A 17,492-nucleotide genomic window follows, 5' to 3' on the forward strand; every position below is an offset into this window, starting at 1 on the left:
CTAATTTTTATTTTGTCATACTACCTGTCGAGCAATCCTGTGCAGCAGGATTTACGTATGCCATTCCTGCACGCCCGACAATTCCACCAACCCGAAAGCAACAGTGCCCAGCCACAATATATTCGATACCCCTTCGCCCCCTGCCCACAATAAGTAGTATTTTTCACCCCTGTACCCTTTGCAATACATCTTCTGTTACCTGCCGCTTGCATTCCGCAGGCCAATCGGTGAAAACGGGGGTGGCATCGGGTACCGCATGGCAAAATGCCGTGCGAAGAACACCATCAGAGAGAGACAAAGGAGCAGCCTTTTATGTCCCCCAAAGGCGCAGTAATGATTTGCGGTCACGGTTCGCGCGACGAACGCGCGGTTTCACAGTTCAACGCGATGGTTGAAACGATGAAACAGACCCATTTGGCCGACTACGATGTCGAAAGCGGCTTTCTCGAATTTGCCCACCCGATCCTGCGTGATGGTTTTGAAAAGCTCAAAGCCATGGGTCACAAAAAAATCTATGCCCTGCCGGGTATGCTTTTTGCCGCCGGCCACGTCAAAAACGACCTGCCGAGCGAAGTGAACAATTTCGCCCACGAAAACCCGGATATCGAGGTCCTGTTTGGCCGCGATCTTGCGATTGATCCCAAACTTCTGATGGCGGCAAAAGACCGTATCGAAGAAGCACTGGCAGACGTGGACGACAGTGTGTCGCGTGAAGACACGCTTTTGATGGTGGTCGGACGTGGCACCAACGATCCGGACGCCAATTCAAACGTCTATAAGGTCGCACGCATGCTTCAGGAAGGCCTGGGTTTTGGCCGGACTGAAATCAGCTATTCCGGGGTGGCACATCCGCGCGTGAATGCCGGCCTGCGCGAAGCGATGAAACTTGGTTACAAGCGCGTTGTCGTATTTCCGTATTTCCTGTTTGCCGGCATTCTGATTGATCGTATCTATAGCCACACTGACGAAGTTGCCGCTGAATTTGGCGATGTCGAATTCATCAAGGCAGGCTATCTCAAGGATCATCCGATGGTGCTTGAAAGCTTTGCCGAACGCCTGACCGAGATTGATACCGGCGATAACAACATGAACTGCCAGCTGTGCAAATACCGCGAGCAGATCATTGGTTATGAAGGCGATGTAGCCACCCCGCAGGTTGGCCACCACCACCATGTGATGGGCATCGGCACAGACGGGCACAGCCATGACCACGGCCACCACCATCACGGTCATAGTCACGGACATCACCATCATCATGGTCACAGCCATGCCCACGATCATAATGATGCGAAAAAGCCGACCGGTTCGTGACCGGTCGACCCCTGTCCCGTGAAAGGCGCGGTAATGTTTGACTATCTGCGTGACCCGCAGGAAATCTATGCCAAAAGCTTTGCCACCATCAAGGCCGAGGCAAAACTTGCGCGCTTTTCAGAAGACGAACGCCCGGTTGCCATCCGTATCATTCATGCCTGTGGCATGGTGGAAATGGCCGATCACATTGCCTTTGGCGGCGATGTGATCGCGGCGGCCACCACGGCACTCCAAGCCGGGAAACCGATCCTGTGTGATGCGGAAATGGTCCGGCATGGCATTATTTCCCGGCTATTGCCTGCCAACAATCAGGTGCTATGCACCTTGAATGACGGCAATACGCACGGTCTGGCGGCAGAGCTTGAAACCACCCGATCCGCCGCCGCGGTCGAGGGCTGGCACGATCATATCGAAGATGCAATAATTGCCATAGGCAATGCGCCAACCGCCCTTTTCCATCTGCTTGAAGCCATTCACGACGGTCGCATGGCAAAGCCTGCGGTGATCATTGGCATGCCGGTCGGTTTTGTGGGTGCGCTTGAAAGCAAGGATGCCCTGATTGCGCATGCCCACGGCATCCCCTTTGTCACATTGCGCGGTCGATTTGGCGGCAGTGCTGTAACAGCAGCAACCGTCAATGCACTGGCCCGCATGGCGCGAGGCGATGATGCCACGCCGGACGGCACAGATGATCGCACGAAAGGCGGGTTGTCATGAATGAACAATCACCGATCAAGGGGCGCATCACCGTGATTGGCATTGGCGAGGATGGTTATGACGGGCTTGCGCCCAATGCCCGCCAGATCCTTGAAAATGCCAGCGTCATCTTTGGCGGAAAGCGCCATATTACTATGCTGCCCGAAAGTAACAGTGCGACCCGCAACACATGGATCACACCGTTTGAGGCCAATCTGGCAATAATCGAAGATTGCCTTGATCAAAACCCGGTCGTGCTGGCCAGTGGTGATCCAATGTATTTCGGGGTGGGCAATACCCTGATCAATTATTTCGGACCCGAACCGGTTTATGCCATCCCGGCACCTTCAAGCATTTCACTGGCGGCATCGCGCCTTGGCTGGCCGTTGGCGGAATGTGATGTCATTACCCTGCATGGTCGCGATCCCGAAAACCTCCGCGCCCATTTGCGCCCGCATGGCAAGCTGATTGCACTGAGTGCCGATGGATCGACCCCGGCACTGGTCGCTGTCATGCTATGCGAAGCCGGGTTTGATCAAAGCCGCATGTCGGTCTGCGAACGTCTTGGTGGTCCGGAAGAACGCATCACCACCCAGAGCGTACAAACCTGGCAGGCGCGGGCAACATCCATGCCCGATATCAAGCCGATTGATCCGCTTAACCTGATCATGATTGATCTCGAAGCTGGCCCCAATGCCAAACCGCTGCCCAAGGGCCCCGGCCTTCCCGATGATGCCTTTATCCATGACGGGATGATCACGAAATCGGAAATTCGCGCCCAGACCCTTTCGTCACTTGCCCCGTTTGAAAACGGTGTTTTGTGGGATCTGGGGGCAGGGTGCGGTTCCATTTCGATTGAATGGCAACGCATGGGTGGACGGGCCATTGCGATTGAACGCGATGGCGAACGTTGTGCGCTGATCGGCAAAAATGCCACGCGGCTTGGCGTGCCGACCTTAACAGTCATGCAGAAATCAATTGAAGATGCACTCGCCTTTGCCGATCGCCTGCCCAAGCCGGATACCATTTTTATCGGTGGCGGAATTACCATTGATGGCCTGCTTGAAACCTGTTGGGATCTGTTGCCAAGCCATGGCCGACTGGTTGCCAATACGGTGACACTTGAAGGCGAAGAACAATTATTACGGTTTTACAATAAAAAGGGTGGCAGTCTGACGCGCCTGTCGGTTTCCCGGCTGGTTCCGCGCGGCGGGTTCAAGGGTTGGAGCAACCTTGCCCCGGTCACCCATTACCTCGGAGTAAAAGCATGAGCAGTGCGGAACTTCCCGCAGAACGCCTTCCGGCACCCGGAACGGCCTATGGTCTTGGCATCGGGCCGGGCGAACCGGACCTGATCACGCTCAAGGCCTATAACATCCTGCAGAAGGCCGATGTGATTGCCTATCCCGCCCTTGAAGATGGCGTCAGTCTGGCGCGTCAGATCGTTGATCCGCATATTCCCGAAGGCCGAATTGAAATCGCCATTCGCATTGAAATGGGCAAGCCCGCCGATCCGATCTATGACGCCGCCGCGATTGAAATTGGCAAGCATCTGGCAGATGGCAAAACCGTCGCCGTGCTGTGCGAAGGTGATCCGTTCTTTTATGGCAGCTTCATGTATTTGTTTGGCCGACTGGCAGAAGCCGGTCATCCGGTCAAAACCGTGCCCGGTGTCAGTTCCATGATGGCCTGTGCAGCGCAGCTTGGCGCACCCCTGGCCGCCAAGAACGATGTTTTGCAAGTCATCCCCGGCCCGCTTGAGGCCGATCGCCTGCGCGAACAGCTTGCCAAAACTGATGCGGCGGCAATCATCAAACTGGGCCGCCATTTTGCCAAGGTGCGTGACGTCATTGATGAAATGGGCCTGACAGACCGGGCGCGCTATATCGAACGCGCGACACTTGAAACCCAGAAAATGGTCCCGCTTGGCGAATTGCCGAGTGATGCCAAGGCACCGTATTTTTCCATGATCCTGATCCACCGTCGCGGAGACGCATGGCGATGACCGCCCAAAACAACAATAACAATCCGGCACTGCCGACCGATCCGATTGCCCCGATTGCAGTAATTTGCCTGACGCAGCGTGCCCTGCCGACAGCGCGCAAAATCGCATCAAGCCTGCAAGGCGCGACTGTGCATGGCCTGCGCACGCGCGTTTCAACACGTGATGTCGATATCGCCTTTGATGATACCATTGCACATCTGCAACAAACATTTTCAGCCGGGCATGTCATTATCGGTGTCTGCGCATCCGGCATCCTGATCCGCGCCCTTGCCCCGTTGCTAAGTGGCAAGTGGCAGGACGCCGCCGTCATTGCCGTTGATGAAGCCGGTGATACCTTCATTCCGCTTCTGGGGGGGCATCACGGGGGCAACCGGCTGGCACGTGACCTTGCGGATCGGCTGGGTGGTTTTGCCGCCATCACCACACCGGGTGATGCGATGCTGGGCCTTGCACTGGATGAGCCGCCGGCTGGCTGGACGCTTGGCACGCCTGAAACTGTCAAACCGGCAACCGCCGCCCTGCTGGCAGGTGCCTCCGCACGGTTTGAGTTCGAGGCCGGATCAGCCGCCTGGCTCACCAACAGCGCCATTGCCCAATCCGATGATGGCAGCGTGGTCATTACCACCACCGCCCGGACCACCGATGACCCTGCCGATAGCGATACAGGATCGGAAACCGCGATCACCTATCACCCGCCGGTTCTGGCACTGGGTGTCGGCTGTGAACGCGGCTGCCCGGTTGATGATCTTTATGATCTTGTGATGGAAACACTGGCGGGGCAATGCCTTAGCCCCAAGGCCATTGCCTGTGTCAGTTCAATCGACCTCAAGGCCGACGAAGCCGCTGTACACGAACTGGCAAACCGGCTTGGTGTGCCGGCAAGGTTCTTTGATGCCAAAACCCTTGAGGCAGAGGCAGATCGTCTTGTGACGCCATCTGACGTCGTCTTTGCCGAAACCGGCTGCCACGGTGTTGCCGAGGGTGCGGCACTGGCCACAGTCGGTGCCAAGGGCAAGTTGATCGTTCCCAAACACAAGACCAGAAAATCTACCTGTGCCATTGCCCTGTCACAGGATGATATCATCCCCGAGAAGGTCGGAACGGCACAGGGCAGGCTTTCGATTGTTGGCATCGGGCCGGGTCAGATCGGCTGGCGCAGCCCCGAGGCCACCGCGCTTATCGGTCGCGCAACCGATATCGTCGGCTATCAGATGTATCTTGATTTGCTTGGGCCTTTGATTGACGGCAAGGATTGCCATCATTCCGATCTGGGTGCCGAAGAAGCCCGCGCGCGTCATGCGCTTGAACTGGCCGCGACCGGCAAGGACGTTGCGTTGATCGGGTCCGGGGATGCCGGCATCTATGCACTGGCGACACTGGTGTTTGAATTGCTTGATCGTGAAGATCGCGCCGACTGGAATCGGGTTGCGGTTCAGGTTTCACCGGGTATCTCCGCCCTGCAGGCGGCGGCATCGCGGATCGGTGCGCCGCTTGGTCATGATTTCTGTGCGATTTCGCTATCGGACCTTTTGACCCCGCGTGAAGATATCCTGCGTCGCCTGAAAGCCGCAGCCGAAGGTGATTTCGTGATTGCGTTTTATAACCCGGTATCCAAACGCCGCCGCGATTTGCTGGCCAAGGCCCGTGATATCCTGCTTAACCATCGCGAGGCCGATACACCGGTAGTTTTGGGTCGCCAGCTGGGTCGCCCGGACGAGGAAATCACGGTCGTTCCGTTATCGAAATTAGAAGTCGACATGGTTGATATGCTGACAACGGTTCTGGTCGGATCAAGCAACAGCCGCCATATCACACGCGGCGAAAACGAATGGGTCTACACTCCGCGCGGCTATGCCAAAAAGGGCCCGGATGCGGCCAAGGCCCCGGTCCAGAGCACATCCGGTCACAGCAGCACTGACACTTCCGGAAACGACATCTCCATAAAAGACGGGGCAGAATAATGACTGTTCATTTCATTGGCGCCGGTCCCGGTGCCCCGGACCTGATCACTGTGCGCGGCTTGCGCCTGATCGAAAAATGCCCGGTCTGCCTGTATGCCGGATCACTGGTACCCGAAGAAATCGTCACCAGCGCCCCCGATGGCGCGCGTGTAATTGATACCGCCCCGATGAACCTTGATGAAATCATGGCCGAGATCGAGGCCGCCCACGCCAAGGGGCATGATGTTGCGCGCGTTCATTCCGGGGACCCGTCAATTTATGGCGCAATTGCCGAACAGATCCGACGTCTGGATGATCTTGGCATTGCCTATGACATCACACCGGGTGTTTCGGCCTATGCCGCGACAGCAGCTGAAATCGGCGCGGAGCTGACACTGCCCGATATTTCCCAGACCGTAATCCTGACCCGAACCGCCATGCGGTCTTCCAGCATGCCCGATGGTGAAAGCCTTAAGGAACTTGGCAAATCACGTGCGACATTGGCCGTGCATCTGTCGATCAATAATCTGGTCAATGTGGTCCGCGATCTGACGCCCCATTACGGCGAAGACTGCCCGGTTGTGATTGCCTATCGTGCCACCTGGCCGGATCAGCAGTATATTTTCGGCACGCTTGGCGACATCCGCGCAAAGGTCAAAGGCAGTGGCATTACGCGCACCGCATTGATCATGGTTGGCGAAGTCTTTGGCCGGAAGGATTTTACCGACTCCCGGCTTTATGCCGCCGATCACACCCACGTTCTGCGCCCGGCAAAAACATAAGCACGTTCGGGCGGATGTTAAAATCCGCCCGTTTTTTAGACAAACCCCCTAGGCACAACGTTTATTTTCTCAGCACATTTCCAATTTGCTGAAAAATATATCATTTCAACCGCGAACATTCTTGACCCTCCCCCACCCGGACGCCTTTAATCGAAGGTTCATAAAGGGGAGTATGTATGTTCAACGAGATGAGAGTGAACGACCAGGTTCGCGAACCTTATCGCGCACTGGTTGACTGGATGGAAGCAAACGGCCCCGAGGTCCTCGAACAAAAGCGCCTTGAAGCCGAAACCCTGTTTCGCAAGATCGGCATCACATTTGCCGTCTATGGCGAAGGCGGGGACCCCGAACGCCTGATTCCCTTTGATCTGATCCCCCGAATTTTCACCGCCATGGAATGGCGCAAGCTTGATCGCGGTGTCAAACAGCGTGCGCGTGCGTTAAACGCGTTTCTCTATGACGTTTACCACAATGGCGAAATCATCAAGGCCGGGATCGTTCCGGCTGATCTGGTGTTTCGCAACGACGCGTTTGAACCCGCCGTGATCGGCATTGATCCGCCACGCAATGTCTATAGCCACATTGTCGGTGTCGATATCGTACGCACCGGGCCCGACGATTTTTATGTTCTCGAAGACAATTGCCGCACGCCATCGGGCGTGTCCTACATGCTTGAGAACCGTGAAATCATGATGCGCATGTTCCCCGACCTGTTCAGAAACCTTCGTATCGAGCCGGTGGAAAGCTATCCGGACATGTTGCTTAAGACGCTCAAAAGCATTGCACCACGCAAATGCGACCGCGAACCCAACATTGTGGTGCTGACACCCGGTGCGATGAACAGTGCCTATTATGAACATTCATTCCTTGCCGATCAGATGGGCGTGGAACTGGTGGAAGGTCAGGACCTGTTTGTCCATGAGGACCGGGTTTACATGCGCACCACACGCGGCCCGGCCCGGGTCGATGTAATCTATCGCCGCATTGATGACGCCTATATCGACCCGCTGTGTTTCCGCAGTGATTCGGTACTGGGCATTCCCGGCCTGATGAATGTCTATCGTTCCGGCGGGGTTGCGATTTGTTCGGCACCCGGAGCAGGCGTTGCCGATGACAAAGCGGTTTATACCTATGTCCCTGACATGATCCGGTTCTATCTGGGTCAGGAGCCAATCCTGAAAAACGTTCCAACCTGGAAATGTTCCAAGCCTGATGATCTGCAATACGTCCTCGAACATCTTGATGAACTGGTGGTCAAGGAAGTTCACGGATCTGGTGGATATGGCATGCTGGTCGGCCCGGCCTCGACCAAGGCGGAACAGGCGGCCTACGCCAAGCGCATCCAGGCGGATCCGGGTGACTTCATCGCCCAGCCGACCCTGTCTCTGTCGGCCTGCCCGACCTTTGTTGAAAGCGGCATTGCCCCGCGTCACGTCGATTTTCGGCCCTTCTGTCTTGTCGGTGATGATGTCCGCCTGACACCGGGCGGACTGACGCGTGTGGCATTGTGCGAAGGGTCGCTTGTCGTGAATTCGTCGCAGGGCGGCGGGGTCAAGGACACCTGGATCATGAGCGATTAATAGGAAAGGGTTGAAAGATGCTTAGTCGTACCGCAGACAACCTTTTCTGGCTGTCGAGATATGTTGAACGGGCTGAAAACATGGCCCGTCTGATGGAAATGGGCTATCGCATGGCCCTGATGCCAGCCGCAGGCGACGGCAACCGGTCGGAATGGGAATCTGTCCTTTCCGCATCGGGATGTGCATCGGGATATGACCCGGATGCGCCACTCCGTCAGGAGGAAGTTGCCAACTTCCTGATTTTTAACCGCGACAATCAATCGTCGATCATCAACTGTTTTGAATATGCACGCGCCAATGCACGTGCCATGCGCACCGCGATTACCGCAGACATGTGGGAAGCATTGAACAATGCCTTAATGGAATTGCGTCGCCCGTCAATGCATAACCTTGCCAAGAACGAATTGCCGGAATTCATTGATTGGGTCAAAAAACAGGGCGCGCTGTTTCGCGGGGCGACGGATTCCACCATTTTGCGCAATGACGGTTATGATTTCATCCGTCTGGGTACTTTTATCGAGCGGGCTGATAATACGGCCCGCCTGCTTGATGTGAAATATTACGTTCTGCTGCCTGAAACCAGCATGGTTGGCGATGGTGTCGACAATTACCAATGGACTACGGTTTTGCGTGCGGCGTCGTCTTTGCGCGCCTTCCACTGGGTGTATCGTGATGATTATTCCCCCCATCGCATTGCACATTTCCTGATCCTTAATCCGTTCAGTCCGCGATCACTGGCCCATTGCGCAGAACAGATCACCCAGCATCTTGAAAGGCTTGCGCGTCATTATGGTCAACGCCACAGCGTGCATCATCTGGCGGTCGAGACCTATTCGCTGCTGACCCAAAGCGAGATGGATGAAATCTTTTCCACCGGTCTGCATGAATTCCTGAGCGATTTTCAGGTGCGCAACCGGGCCCTGTCGCACGCGATCGCCAACGACTATCATTTCGGGGGACAGTAAGATGCGGCTCACCGTCGAACACAGAACTCATTACCGGTATGACTCGCCCGCACGTCATGCGGTGCAAAGTCTTAAACTGACCCCGGCCGAGTTCGAGGGGCAGAAAATCATCAATTGGTCGATCAGCGCTGATAATTGCACCATCGGATCGGAATTTACCGATGGCAACGGCGACATCATCAGTACGCTCACGGCAAATGGCGCCGTTGAGGCCATCGAAATCGTCGTAAAGGGCGAAGTTGAAACCACAGACACCGCCGGGGTGCTGCGTGGCCATAAGGAACGTGCCTTTCCGGCTGTTTTCCTGCGCACAACCCCGATGACCAAAAGCAGTGCCGCCATCCGTAAACTCGCAGACAAGGCGGCAAAGAAAACCAAGGATGGGTCGCTTCTGGAGCGCGCCCACGCACTGGCAGAATCTGTATCAGATGCCATTAAATATGCGCCGGGCACGACCCACGTGCATACCACAGCCGCCGACGCCCTTGCAGATGGCAAAGGCGTTTGTCAGGACCATGCACATGTGCTGATTGCTGCTGCCCGGCATCTTGGCATTCCGGCCCGTTATGTATCGGGCTATCTGTTTGCCGATCACGAAGGCAAGACCCATGAGGCATCCCACGCCTGGGCAGAGCTGCATTTGCCTGAACTTGGCTGGCTTGGATTTGATCCGGCCAATAAATGCTGCCCGACCGATTTCTATATTCGTCTGGGGTCTGGCCTTGATGGGCAGGTTGCCGCACCTGTAAGGGGCGTACATACTGGTGGCGCAAACGAGAATTTGGATGTAACAGTCGTCATTGCGCAATCACAACAATAATCGGACGACAATAAGATGACCTACTGTGTCGGGTTGATGCTGAACGAAGGGATGGTTTTCCTGTCGGACACGCGGACCAATGCGGGCCTGGACAACATTTCGCGCTATCGCAAGATGTTCACGTGGGAAGTCCCCGGCGAACGGGCGATTGTCGCGCTATCAGCAGGTAATCTTGCCATTACACAAGCCGTCATGAGCACCCTTCATGAAGCAATCGATGACCCGGACACCAAGCCGGGTGACTGCATTCTGAGTGCGCCGAGCATGTTTCGTGTTGCCGAACTGGTTGGCGAAGCCATGCAGAAAGTCCAGCTAAAATACCACGATACACTTGAACAGCATCATGAAAGCAGCGCTGCCACGATCATGATCGGCGGACAGCGCAAGGGCGGGGATCAACGTCTGTTTCTGGTCTATGCAGCGGGCAATTTCATCGAAGCGACCGCCGACACACCATATCTGCAAATTGGCGAACATAAATACGGCAAGCCGATCCTTGATCGGGTCATCACCCCGAACACCCCGATAGAAGACGGTGTAAAAGCGGTCCTGTTGTCGATGGATTCGACCCTGCGCTCCAACCTGTCGGTGGGGATGCCCCTTGATCTTGCCGTTCTTCCCGATGACAGCTGCGCATTTTCCCAGATGCGCCGGATCGATGTTGATGACGCAGGGTTTCATGCGCTTTCCAATGCATGGTCAAACGCGCTGCGCGATGCATTTGCCGATATGCCCGACGAACACAACGACGCAGCAGCCGCGAAATAACGACTTGGCTCCCGGCACTTGCACCACTTAGATGCCCAATGAAAGCCGGAACGATTTGGTCCCGGCTTTTGTTTTTGGCAAAGGTGATGCGCCTTTTGCCAGATTGATCCATTCAAAAACACATGGATCAATCTGGTCGACAAACCGCTGGCAACAAATTATCTATAAAACATGAAAAACAGCAGCACAGATACCACTGTTGCCGGGCGCATCACACGCGCCCTGGCAGATCGGATCATTTCCGGTGAATTCGCGCCTGGCACCAAGTTACGTCAGGATCATTTCGCCGAGGAATTCGGATCCAGCCATGTGCCAGTACGCGAAGCCTTTCGCCGGCTGGAGGCCCAGGGCCTTGCCGTCAGTGAACCCCGTCGGGGTGTGCGTGTTGCAAGTTTTGATATCGCCGAGGTGCGCGAAGTTGCTGAAATGCGCGCATCTCTTGAAGTTCTGGCCCTGCGCAATGCGGCCCCGCACCTGACCCCCGCCATCCTTGATGACGCAGAAGCCCTTAACCGCGAAGGCGAAAATGCCTCGGACGTCCATGCCTGGGAAAAAGCCAACAAGGCATTCCATCGCGTCATCCTTGAACCCTGCAACATGCCGCGTTTGCTGTCTTCTATTGATGACCTGCATGCTGCCAGTGCGCGGTTCCTGTTTTCCGGATTTCGGATGGAATGGGAAGCCCCGACTGACCAGGACCACCGGGCGATCCTGACGGCCCTGCGCAGCAATCAGATCGATGTCGCTGCTGCTACACTGGCCCGCCATGTAAAATGGATCGGCAATAAATCCGGTAATCGGATGCGCGTGCAAACGACCCCCTGATCCTTCTTCAAATCAGTAAATTCAAATTTCCTATCTGAGGCGGTAGCGAAAACGCGTTTCGGCAAAGATATCTGTGCGTGAACGTCGATTTTATAGATAATATTTATTAATTAAAAACAAATAGATAACTGACGGTTCCCAAGAGAAATCCTAAAAAATGCCGGAAAGGTCATTTTTGGCGTTGATTTCACCGCTCGTTCGCGGCGTAATTAATATATCTTATGTTATTTTATAGATAATTATGAATTCAAGCGGTGAAAAGGTCATCTGGCATTCGTTCAACGTAACGCCAACGGGTTTGAGAAGTATCTTTCTCGCAGGGCGTAGGCGCATTTGCCAACGACCATCCTTTTACAAGCTTGTCGGGTTCAACCCCCGAACCCGTGCCGCCCGCACGGGTTTAATTGGCGAAGCTCTTTATCCGTGGGGGCTTCGCCACTTTTCATTGGGATTGCGTCAGGCAAAACAGAAAACGCTCTAGTGAACCTCGGCGGTTTCGGTCGGCTGATAGATAAAGCCGTGCGCCGGATAGACACTGCCAAAACTGCCAAGCGTGTTCATCATCCGAACTTCCGACCAGTCATTCCCCGGCGACACATCAACCACGGGCTGTCGATAGTGGACCTTGCCGCGTGTGCGCGAATCACTGCCCCAGTTGGCGTGATTGACCAGAATTTTGCGGTCATCAAGGATCGCAGACACCACCGCAACATGACCAAGCTTCAGACGCGATGTTTTCCGCAATGCCAGCACCGCCCCAACTTGCGGCCGATTGCCGCGCTGAAAGCTTTTCTTGCCCGCCTGCCCCCACCACGTCCAGGCATCGCCATAAATCTGGATACCCGACACTTCGCGGGCATAAGGCACACATTGCAGGAACTTGTTGGTCGGGGTGAAAGAGTTCAGCCGTGATGACGGAATACTGACACTGGCAAGGGACTGGACCGTGTCGCTTGGCATCGGCCCTTCTGATTTATGCGCGGTGTTGCCGGTGCTAAAACACGCCGAAAGCAACAAGCACAGTCCAACAATACCAACCAAGCGCATCTGGAAATCCCCGATCATCTCACGATGGATCACCTTATGGCCTGATGCCTTAAGAATCCTTTACCGCAGTGCCGTGCGCCGTGGCAGTGCACCAATCCGATAAAGCCGCCACAATCCGACACAGGCCGCGCACAGAATCAGAATGCCAGACCCGCGTGCGGTATATTGAATATCGCCCGCCTCGGAAATCGCGCCCAACAATGTCCCGCCAAGCGCCATGCCACCAAAACTGGCCGCACTCCAAAAGCTCATGACCCGGCCGCGCAGACGGTTATCAACGGTCAACTGCAGGGCGGTTTGCGACCCAACCCCCACAAGCGTCAGCCCCCCGCCTGCAATGGCAACAAGAACGACTGCAAGTTCGTACCAGGGCGCAAAGCCAAGCCCGACCATTCCAACTGATGCGGTAAAGGCCCCGATAATGGTCACCCGTTGATAGGCCATGGCATCAGATGTCATTCGCGACAGGATAAAAGTCGACGTTACCGCCCCGATCCCGGCTGCCGATGCCAGCATGCCAAGCCCGGTCACGCCACGTTCATAGACCGCCTCGGCAAAGACCGGCATCAGTTCAACCATGCCGGTCCCGACCAGCGATACAAAGCACGACAGCGCCAGTACGGATCGGATCATCGAGTGGGACATGGCATAGCGCGCCCCGTCAACAAGCGACGTCCAGATGCGCCTGCTTTTGGCGTCTGGCGCGCGTTCCATATGAAGGGTGACAATCGATATGACAAAAATCATCGGCAGATAGGTCAACGCATTGATCATGAATGCGGCCCCCGTGCCCCAGGTGGCAATCACCACACCCCCGACAGCAGGGCCGACCAAACGCGATATATTGAAATTCATCGCCGCATAGGCCACCGCACGGCTCATGAATTCACGCGGTACAATCACCGGCACCAGCGACAGACGCACAGGCGTCATCGCGCTGCCCAATACCCCCATCGCACCAGCAAGAACCACCATCCAGGGCAGGGTCATCATGCCAGCAAAGGATAACCCCATCAAAAGGAATGATACCCCCGCCTGCCCAAGATTGATCGCCATGGCGGTGCGCCGCAAATCAACCCTGTCTGCCATCACACCGAAAATCGGGCCAAGGAAAAAGGCCGGTGCGAAATTGAGTGCCGCAATAGCCCCCGTCCAGAAAGCCGAGCCGGTCAAAGACCAGGCCAACCACGACATGGCGATTTTTTGAATCCAAAGGCCTTGGGTCGTTATGCATTGCCCGGCCAGAAACAAAAGAAAGTTACGGTCGGAAAAAATCGACCGAGTTTGCCCGTCGCCATTCGCGGGCTGCGCTGTGTCAGGGTCAGGCGTATTTTGGTCCGGGGCGGGACTGGGCACACGGCCTCCAATCTTGGGTCTGTCGGGTTTGTCACACCCACGCATCGCTGTTGGGGTGGCGTTAGCGATGCGTATTTGGGTCAGGCGGGTGCACGGTCGCGCACCCCAAAGATCACGGATTATACGAAAGACAGGCCGACCTGGCATCAAATCTTCGTAAATCGGCCAAACGGTGCCTTCCAAAACCGGAACCTACGACACATATGTATTTTACACACTGCACAATAAAAAATCGACGAAACGCTCCAAGAAACCAATATCTTATATCAGGCCGGGGTAACGCCATACATGGTTCCGACATTTCGCGATATTGAACGTGAAAAGTTCGCTATCAATCCCAAAACGTGCGAATGGACCATTCGCGCGATGACCGCCTTGCGGGCCAATATCGACATCAACATCAAGATGCACGGATCACGCGACCACATGTCGCAGGGCGACATCTTCATGTTCAATCATTTCGCCCGGTTTGAAACATTCATCCCGCAATTCCTGATCGCACTGGAAACCGGGGTGTATTGCCGGTCCATCGCATCGGGCGAGTTTTTTGCCCAGGACAATACCTTTTCACGCTATCTGCGTGCCCTTGGCGGGGTGCCCAACGACTATGAACGGTTATTGCCATTTCTGGCCGAGGAAATCCTGCGCGGCGGCAAGGTTGTGGTGTTTCCCGAAGGCGGCATGGTCAAGGACCGACGGGTCATCGCCAACGACCGCCCCCATCCCAAACGCCCTGATTACAGTGTCTATTCACGATCAGCCGATATACGACGCGCCCATCACACCGGGGCCGCGCTGCTTGGCCTGTGTATCGACGGTTTCAAGATCGGATTATCTGCCCTGATCAACAAGGGCAATGACGGGGAACTCACACGCTGGGCAGCACTCCTTGAACGCAACGAAGACGATTTGCGGGCAACCCTTGCCAAGCCGACCTTGATGTTTCCGGCCAATATCACCTTCCATCCGCTTCGGGTGGATCAGAACCTTTTGGCACGGGCCGCCGACATGTTTACCGGTGGGCTCAGCCCCAAAATGGCCGAGGAAATGATCATCGAAGGCAATTTGATGTTCAAAAAGACCGATATGGACATCCGTCTTGGTGACCCGGTAAATCCACGCGGTCAGTTCAATTGGCTTGATCGGCGCCTTCTGGCCAAACGGGTCGAACAGGCGCGGTGCATTGATGATCTGTTCAGACCGCTCAAAACCCTTGGAAAAATTACCGAACGTGTGCCGCAGTTTGCCATCACACGAAACATTAAACCCCTGCGTGATCAATGCATGTCGGTGATGTATTCCAACCTGACCATCAATGTCAGCCATCTGGCATCACGGCTGATCATGATGTGGCTGGACGATGGCGTAACCGAAGTCGATATCAGCCATTTTGACAGGACGCTTTATCTGGCCATCAAGAACATCCAGCAGGCCGAAAATGTGCACCTGCATCGCGGCATGCGCAATCCCGCCGACTATGTTGGCATCTTTGAACTGAATTGCCCGCAGATCCGGTTCTTTATCGATAGTGCGGTTGCGCTTGGTCTGATTGAACGGCGCGATCAGAAATATTGTTTCCTGCCCAAATTGCAGGCCGAAGCAGCGTTTGACGAAATCCGCATGGGCAATCCGATCATGGTCTATGCCAATGAAATGGCGCCAATCCATGCCTGCTGGCAGGCGCTTGAACGTGCACGGATCGAAGTTGACCACCTAAGCCCGACCGATATCGCCCGCCGACGCTTTGACGATGAAATCCTAGCCTGGTCCTGGAACCACGCGAGGTACCAAAAACCCAGATATGACGCGATCAACACACAAGAAACCGCAACAGCCGATAGCCGCCCGTATTTGCTGTTGCCCAATGGGCAAACCCAATTTGGCTGTGGCGTATTACTGGTGCATGGTTTTTTGGCATCGCCCGCCGAACTTCGCGAATTGGGCGACAAGCTTGCCGCCATGGGCCATGCCGTAATGGGCGTGCGCCTGGCAGGTCATGGCACATCGCCCCATGAGTTACAAAAGCGAAAATGGACAGATTGGCTGGCATCCGTCCGACGCGGATATGAAATACTTGCACCGTTTTGCGATCAGGTGGTGATGGTCGGCTTTTCAACCGGTGGGGCGCTTTCGGTCATTCATGCGGCCCATAAACCCGATAAACTCCGCGCACTTGTCCTTGCAGGAACGCCTGTTAAATTCCGCAATCGCAATCTTATGTTTGTGCCGCTGCTATATGGGGCGAACAAATTGATGGGATGGATGCCATCCGCACAGGAGCTTCTGGGGTTTCGCCCCAATGAGTCCGAACATCCTGAAATCAATTACCGCAACATTCCGATCGGGGGGCTGCATCAGTTGCGCCAAGCCGTGGCGAAAATGCACACCCGGCTGGCAGAACTTGAATGCCCGACCCTGATCTTGCAGGGTGATGGTGACAAAGTGGTCGATCCCGCCAGTGCAAATATGATCCGGCGACTTGCAACCAACGCCTCCGAGATTGATGTTCAGATGCTGAAATCCGATCGCCACGGCATTGTGAACGAAGATATCGACCGCGCACATGCACGCATCATCGATTTTGTGCAAAGCCACTGCGAAGCCCAACCCGCAAAATCAAACGCCATCCCCGCAGAATAAACCTGCTCAACGAACAACATCAGAGCCAGAGCCAGAGCCAGAGCCAGAGCCAGAGCCAGAGCCAGAGCCAGAGCCAGAATGGCCTTGACGGGGCCGTTGCGTCAACATACTTTGGATCCATGGATACAAACATGATCACAGACGCACTGCGCGCTGACATTGAAACCGGCCTGATTGCGCCCGGTACGGTCCTTAAGCAGGAAGAAGTGGCAGCACGCTTTGGCGTAAGCCGCCAACCGGTCCGCCATGCACTGGAACGGTTGCATGCTTCTGGTTTACTTGAAAAACGTTCTGACCGAAGCCTTGCCGTCACCGCCCTTATGGCCAAGGACGTCCGGGCACTTTGCCAAATTCGTGTCTCGCTTGAAATCACAGCCCTTAAGCTATCCGCGCCCAACCTGACGGCAGGGGCCCTGCGCAAGGCGCGCCGCCTCAATGAAGATCTGATTGAAGAGGAAGAACCCGAAATTCTGGCTGAACTTGATCAGGATTTTCACCAGACACTTTATGGTGCCTGCGGCAATGAGCGGCTACTTGGCATGATCAGTGAATTTCGCAGTGAAACCAGACGGGCCTACGCCATGCAGCCAATGGGATCACAAACCCGAAGTGCCTTTTACGAGGAACACAGCCTGATCCTTGAGGCCCTTGGCGCCAATGACATCGATGCCGCCTGTGATGTTCTTTCCACCCATATCGGCGACACCGTCGGTAAATTGATCCCAGTTGAGATCCTATAAATCCCCCTGACATAAGC

15 protein-coding genes are annotated in these 17,492 nt (G+C 55.3%); 13 read left to right on the plus strand and 2 right to left on the minus strand.

Translation table 11 applies throughout. The features are described from left to right. Positions 1–312 precede the first annotated feature (312 nt). The 11 genes from JF44_RS0117260 to JF44_RS0117310 all read left to right on the plus strand — a co-directional run bounded on the left by JF44_RS0117260 (position 313) and on the right by JF44_RS0117310 (position 11,692). The gene (locus JF44_RS0117260) at positions 313–1,311 is read left to right on the plus strand and encodes a sirohydrochlorin chelatase (protein ID WP_033070211.1); all 999 of its coding nucleotides are present in this window, start codon (positions 313–315) and stop codon (positions 1,309–1,311) included. A gap of 33 nt (positions 1,312–1,344) precedes the next feature. After that, positions 1,345–2,028, plus strand: a complete 684-nt coding sequence (locus JF44_RS0117265) for a precorrin-8X methylmutase (RefSeq protein WP_033070212.1) — start codon at positions 1,345–1,347, stop codon at positions 2,026–2,028. Beyond that, positions 2,025–3,278 (plus strand): bifunctional cobalt-precorrin-7 (C(5))-methyltransferase/cobalt-precorrin-6B (C(15))-methyltransferase, encoded by a 1,254-nt coding sequence (locus JF44_RS0117270; protein WP_033070213.1) that lies wholly within the window; start codon positions 2,025–2,027, stop codon positions 3,276–3,278. Before JF44_RS0117265 ends, JF44_RS0117270 begins: the two co-directional genes overlap by 4 nt. Next, entirely contained in the window at positions 3,275–4,012 is a 738-nt protein-coding gene (gene cobI / locus JF44_RS0117275) for a precorrin-2 C(20)-methyltransferase (RefSeq protein ID WP_052066014.1), read from the plus strand. The genes JF44_RS0117270 and cobI overlap by 4 nt, the downstream gene beginning before the upstream one ends. Continuing rightward, entirely contained in the window at positions 4,009–5,973 is a 1,965-nt protein-coding gene (gene cobJ / locus JF44_RS0117280) for a precorrin-3B C(17)-methyltransferase (protein ID WP_337587910.1), read from the plus strand. The genes cobI and cobJ overlap by 4 nt, the downstream gene beginning before the upstream one ends. Continuing rightward, positions 5,973–6,734, plus strand: a complete 762-nt coding sequence (gene cobM / locus JF44_RS0117285; RefSeq protein ID WP_033070215.1) for a precorrin-4 C(11)-methyltransferase — start codon at positions 5,973–5,975, stop codon at positions 6,732–6,734. The genes cobJ and cobM overlap by 1 nt, the downstream gene beginning before the upstream one ends. Positions 6,735–6,910: 176 nt before the next feature. Continuing rightward, complete coding sequence (locus JF44_RS0117290; RefSeq protein WP_033070216.1) at positions 6,911–8,314, plus strand: circularly permuted type 2 ATP-grasp protein; 1,404 nt, start codon at positions 6,911–6,913, stop codon at positions 8,312–8,314. 17 nt (positions 8,315–8,331) lie between these two features. Further along, entirely contained in the window at positions 8,332–9,279 is a 948-nt protein-coding gene (locus JF44_RS0117295; protein WP_033070217.1) for an alpha-E domain-containing protein, read from the plus strand. Position 9,280: 1 nt separating this feature from the next. Continuing rightward, positions 9,281–10,099, plus strand: a complete 819-nt coding sequence (locus JF44_RS0117300) for a transglutaminase family protein (RefSeq protein WP_033070218.1) — start codon at positions 9,281–9,283, stop codon at positions 10,097–10,099. A 15-nt stretch (positions 10,100–10,114) separates the two neighbouring features. Next, positions 10,115–10,867, plus strand: a complete 753-nt coding sequence (locus JF44_RS0117305) for a proteasome-type protease (RefSeq protein ID WP_033070219.1) — start codon at positions 10,115–10,117, stop codon at positions 10,865–10,867. Positions 10,868–11,038: 171 nt separating this feature from the next. Further along, complete coding sequence (locus tag JF44_RS0117310; RefSeq protein WP_033070220.1) at positions 11,039–11,692, plus strand: GntR family transcriptional regulator; 654 nt, start codon at positions 11,039–11,041, stop codon at positions 11,690–11,692. Positions 11,693–12,169: 477 nt separating this feature from the next. Here the strand turns inward: JF44_RS0117310 and JF44_RS0117315 are convergent, their stop codons facing one another. Together JF44_RS0117315 and JF44_RS0117320 are read right to left on the minus strand one after the other, a co-directional pair. Further along, a complete protein-coding gene (locus JF44_RS0117315) occupies positions 12,170–12,772 on the minus strand; it encodes a CHAP domain-containing protein (RefSeq protein WP_238318487.1) in 603 nt (200 codons plus the stop codon). Between the two features lie 27 nt (positions 12,773–12,799). Beyond that, the gene (locus tag JF44_RS0117320; RefSeq protein ID WP_420340868.1) at positions 12,800–14,095 is read right to left on the minus strand and encodes an MFS transporter; all 1,296 of its coding nucleotides are present in this window, start codon (positions 14,093–14,095) and stop codon (positions 12,800–12,802) included. A gap of 288 nt (positions 14,096–14,383) precedes the next feature. Here JF44_RS0117320 and JF44_RS0117325 point away from each other — a divergent pair, with 288 nt between their 5' ends. Both JF44_RS0117325 and JF44_RS0117330 read left to right on the plus strand, forming a co-directional pair. After that, positions 14,384–16,735 carry an alpha/beta hydrolase gene (locus JF44_RS0117325; protein ID WP_033070222.1) on the plus strand — a complete coding sequence of 784 codons (2,352 nt, stop codon included), beginning with the start codon at positions 14,384–14,386 and terminating at the stop codon, positions 16,733–16,735. Between the two features lie 131 nt (positions 16,736–16,866). Next, positions 16,867–17,475 carry a GntR family transcriptional regulator gene (locus tag JF44_RS0117330; RefSeq protein ID WP_238318488.1) on the plus strand — a complete coding sequence of 203 codons (609 nt, stop codon included), beginning with the start codon at positions 16,867–16,869 and terminating at the stop codon, positions 17,473–17,475. The last annotated feature ends 17 nt before the right edge of the window (positions 17,476–17,492 follow it).

This window comes from Thalassospira australica (assembly GCF_000763295.1).
Classification (GTDB): Bacteria; Pseudomonadota; Alphaproteobacteria; order Rhodospirillales; family Thalassospiraceae; genus Thalassospira; species Thalassospira australica.

Bases quoted from the DNA above. Each gene is read 5' to 3' on its own strand.
- cobM (WP_033070215.1), top strand. From the start codon at position 5,973: ATGACTGTTCATTTCATTGGCGCCGGTCCCGGTGCCCCGGACCTGATC.
- JF44_RS0117310 (WP_033070220.1), top strand. From the start codon at position 11,039: ATGAAAAACAGCAGCACAGATACCACTGTTGCCGGGCGCATCACACGC.
- JF44_RS0117325 (WP_033070222.1), top strand. From the start codon at position 14,384: ATGGTTCCGACATTTCGCGATATTGAACGTGAAAAGTTCGCTATCAAT.
- JF44_RS0117260 (WP_033070211.1), top strand. From the start codon at position 313: ATGTCCCCCAAAGGCGCAGTAATGATTTGCGGTCACGGTTCGCGCGAC.
- cobI (WP_052066014.1), top strand. From the start codon at position 3,275: ATGAGCAGTGCGGAACTTCCCGCAGAACGCCTTCCGGCACCCGGAACG.
- JF44_RS0117300 (WP_033070218.1), top strand. From the start codon at position 9,281: ATGCGGCTCACCGTCGAACACAGAACTCATTACCGGTATGACTCGCCC.
- cobJ (WP_337587910.1), top strand. From the start codon at position 4,009: ATGACCGCCCAAAACAACAATAACAATCCGGCACTGCCGACCGATCCG.
- JF44_RS0117305 (WP_033070219.1), top strand. From the start codon at position 10,115: ATGACCTACTGTGTCGGGTTGATGCTGAACGAAGGGATGGTTTTCCTG.
- JF44_RS0117270 (WP_033070213.1), top strand. From the start codon at position 2,025: ATGAATGAACAATCACCGATCAAGGGGCGCATCACCGTGATTGGCATT.
- JF44_RS0117265 (WP_033070212.1), top strand. From the start codon at position 1,345: ATGTTTGACTATCTGCGTGACCCGCAGGAAATCTATGCCAAAAGCTTT.
- JF44_RS0117330 (WP_238318488.1), top strand. From the start codon at position 16,867: ATGATCACAGACGCACTGCGCGCTGACATTGAAACCGGCCTGATTGCG.
- JF44_RS0117295 (WP_033070217.1), top strand. From the start codon at position 8,332: ATGCTTAGTCGTACCGCAGACAACCTTTTCTGGCTGTCGAGATATGTT.
- JF44_RS0117290 (WP_033070216.1), top strand. From the start codon at position 6,911: ATGTTCAACGAGATGAGAGTGAACGACCAGGTTCGCGAACCTTATCGC.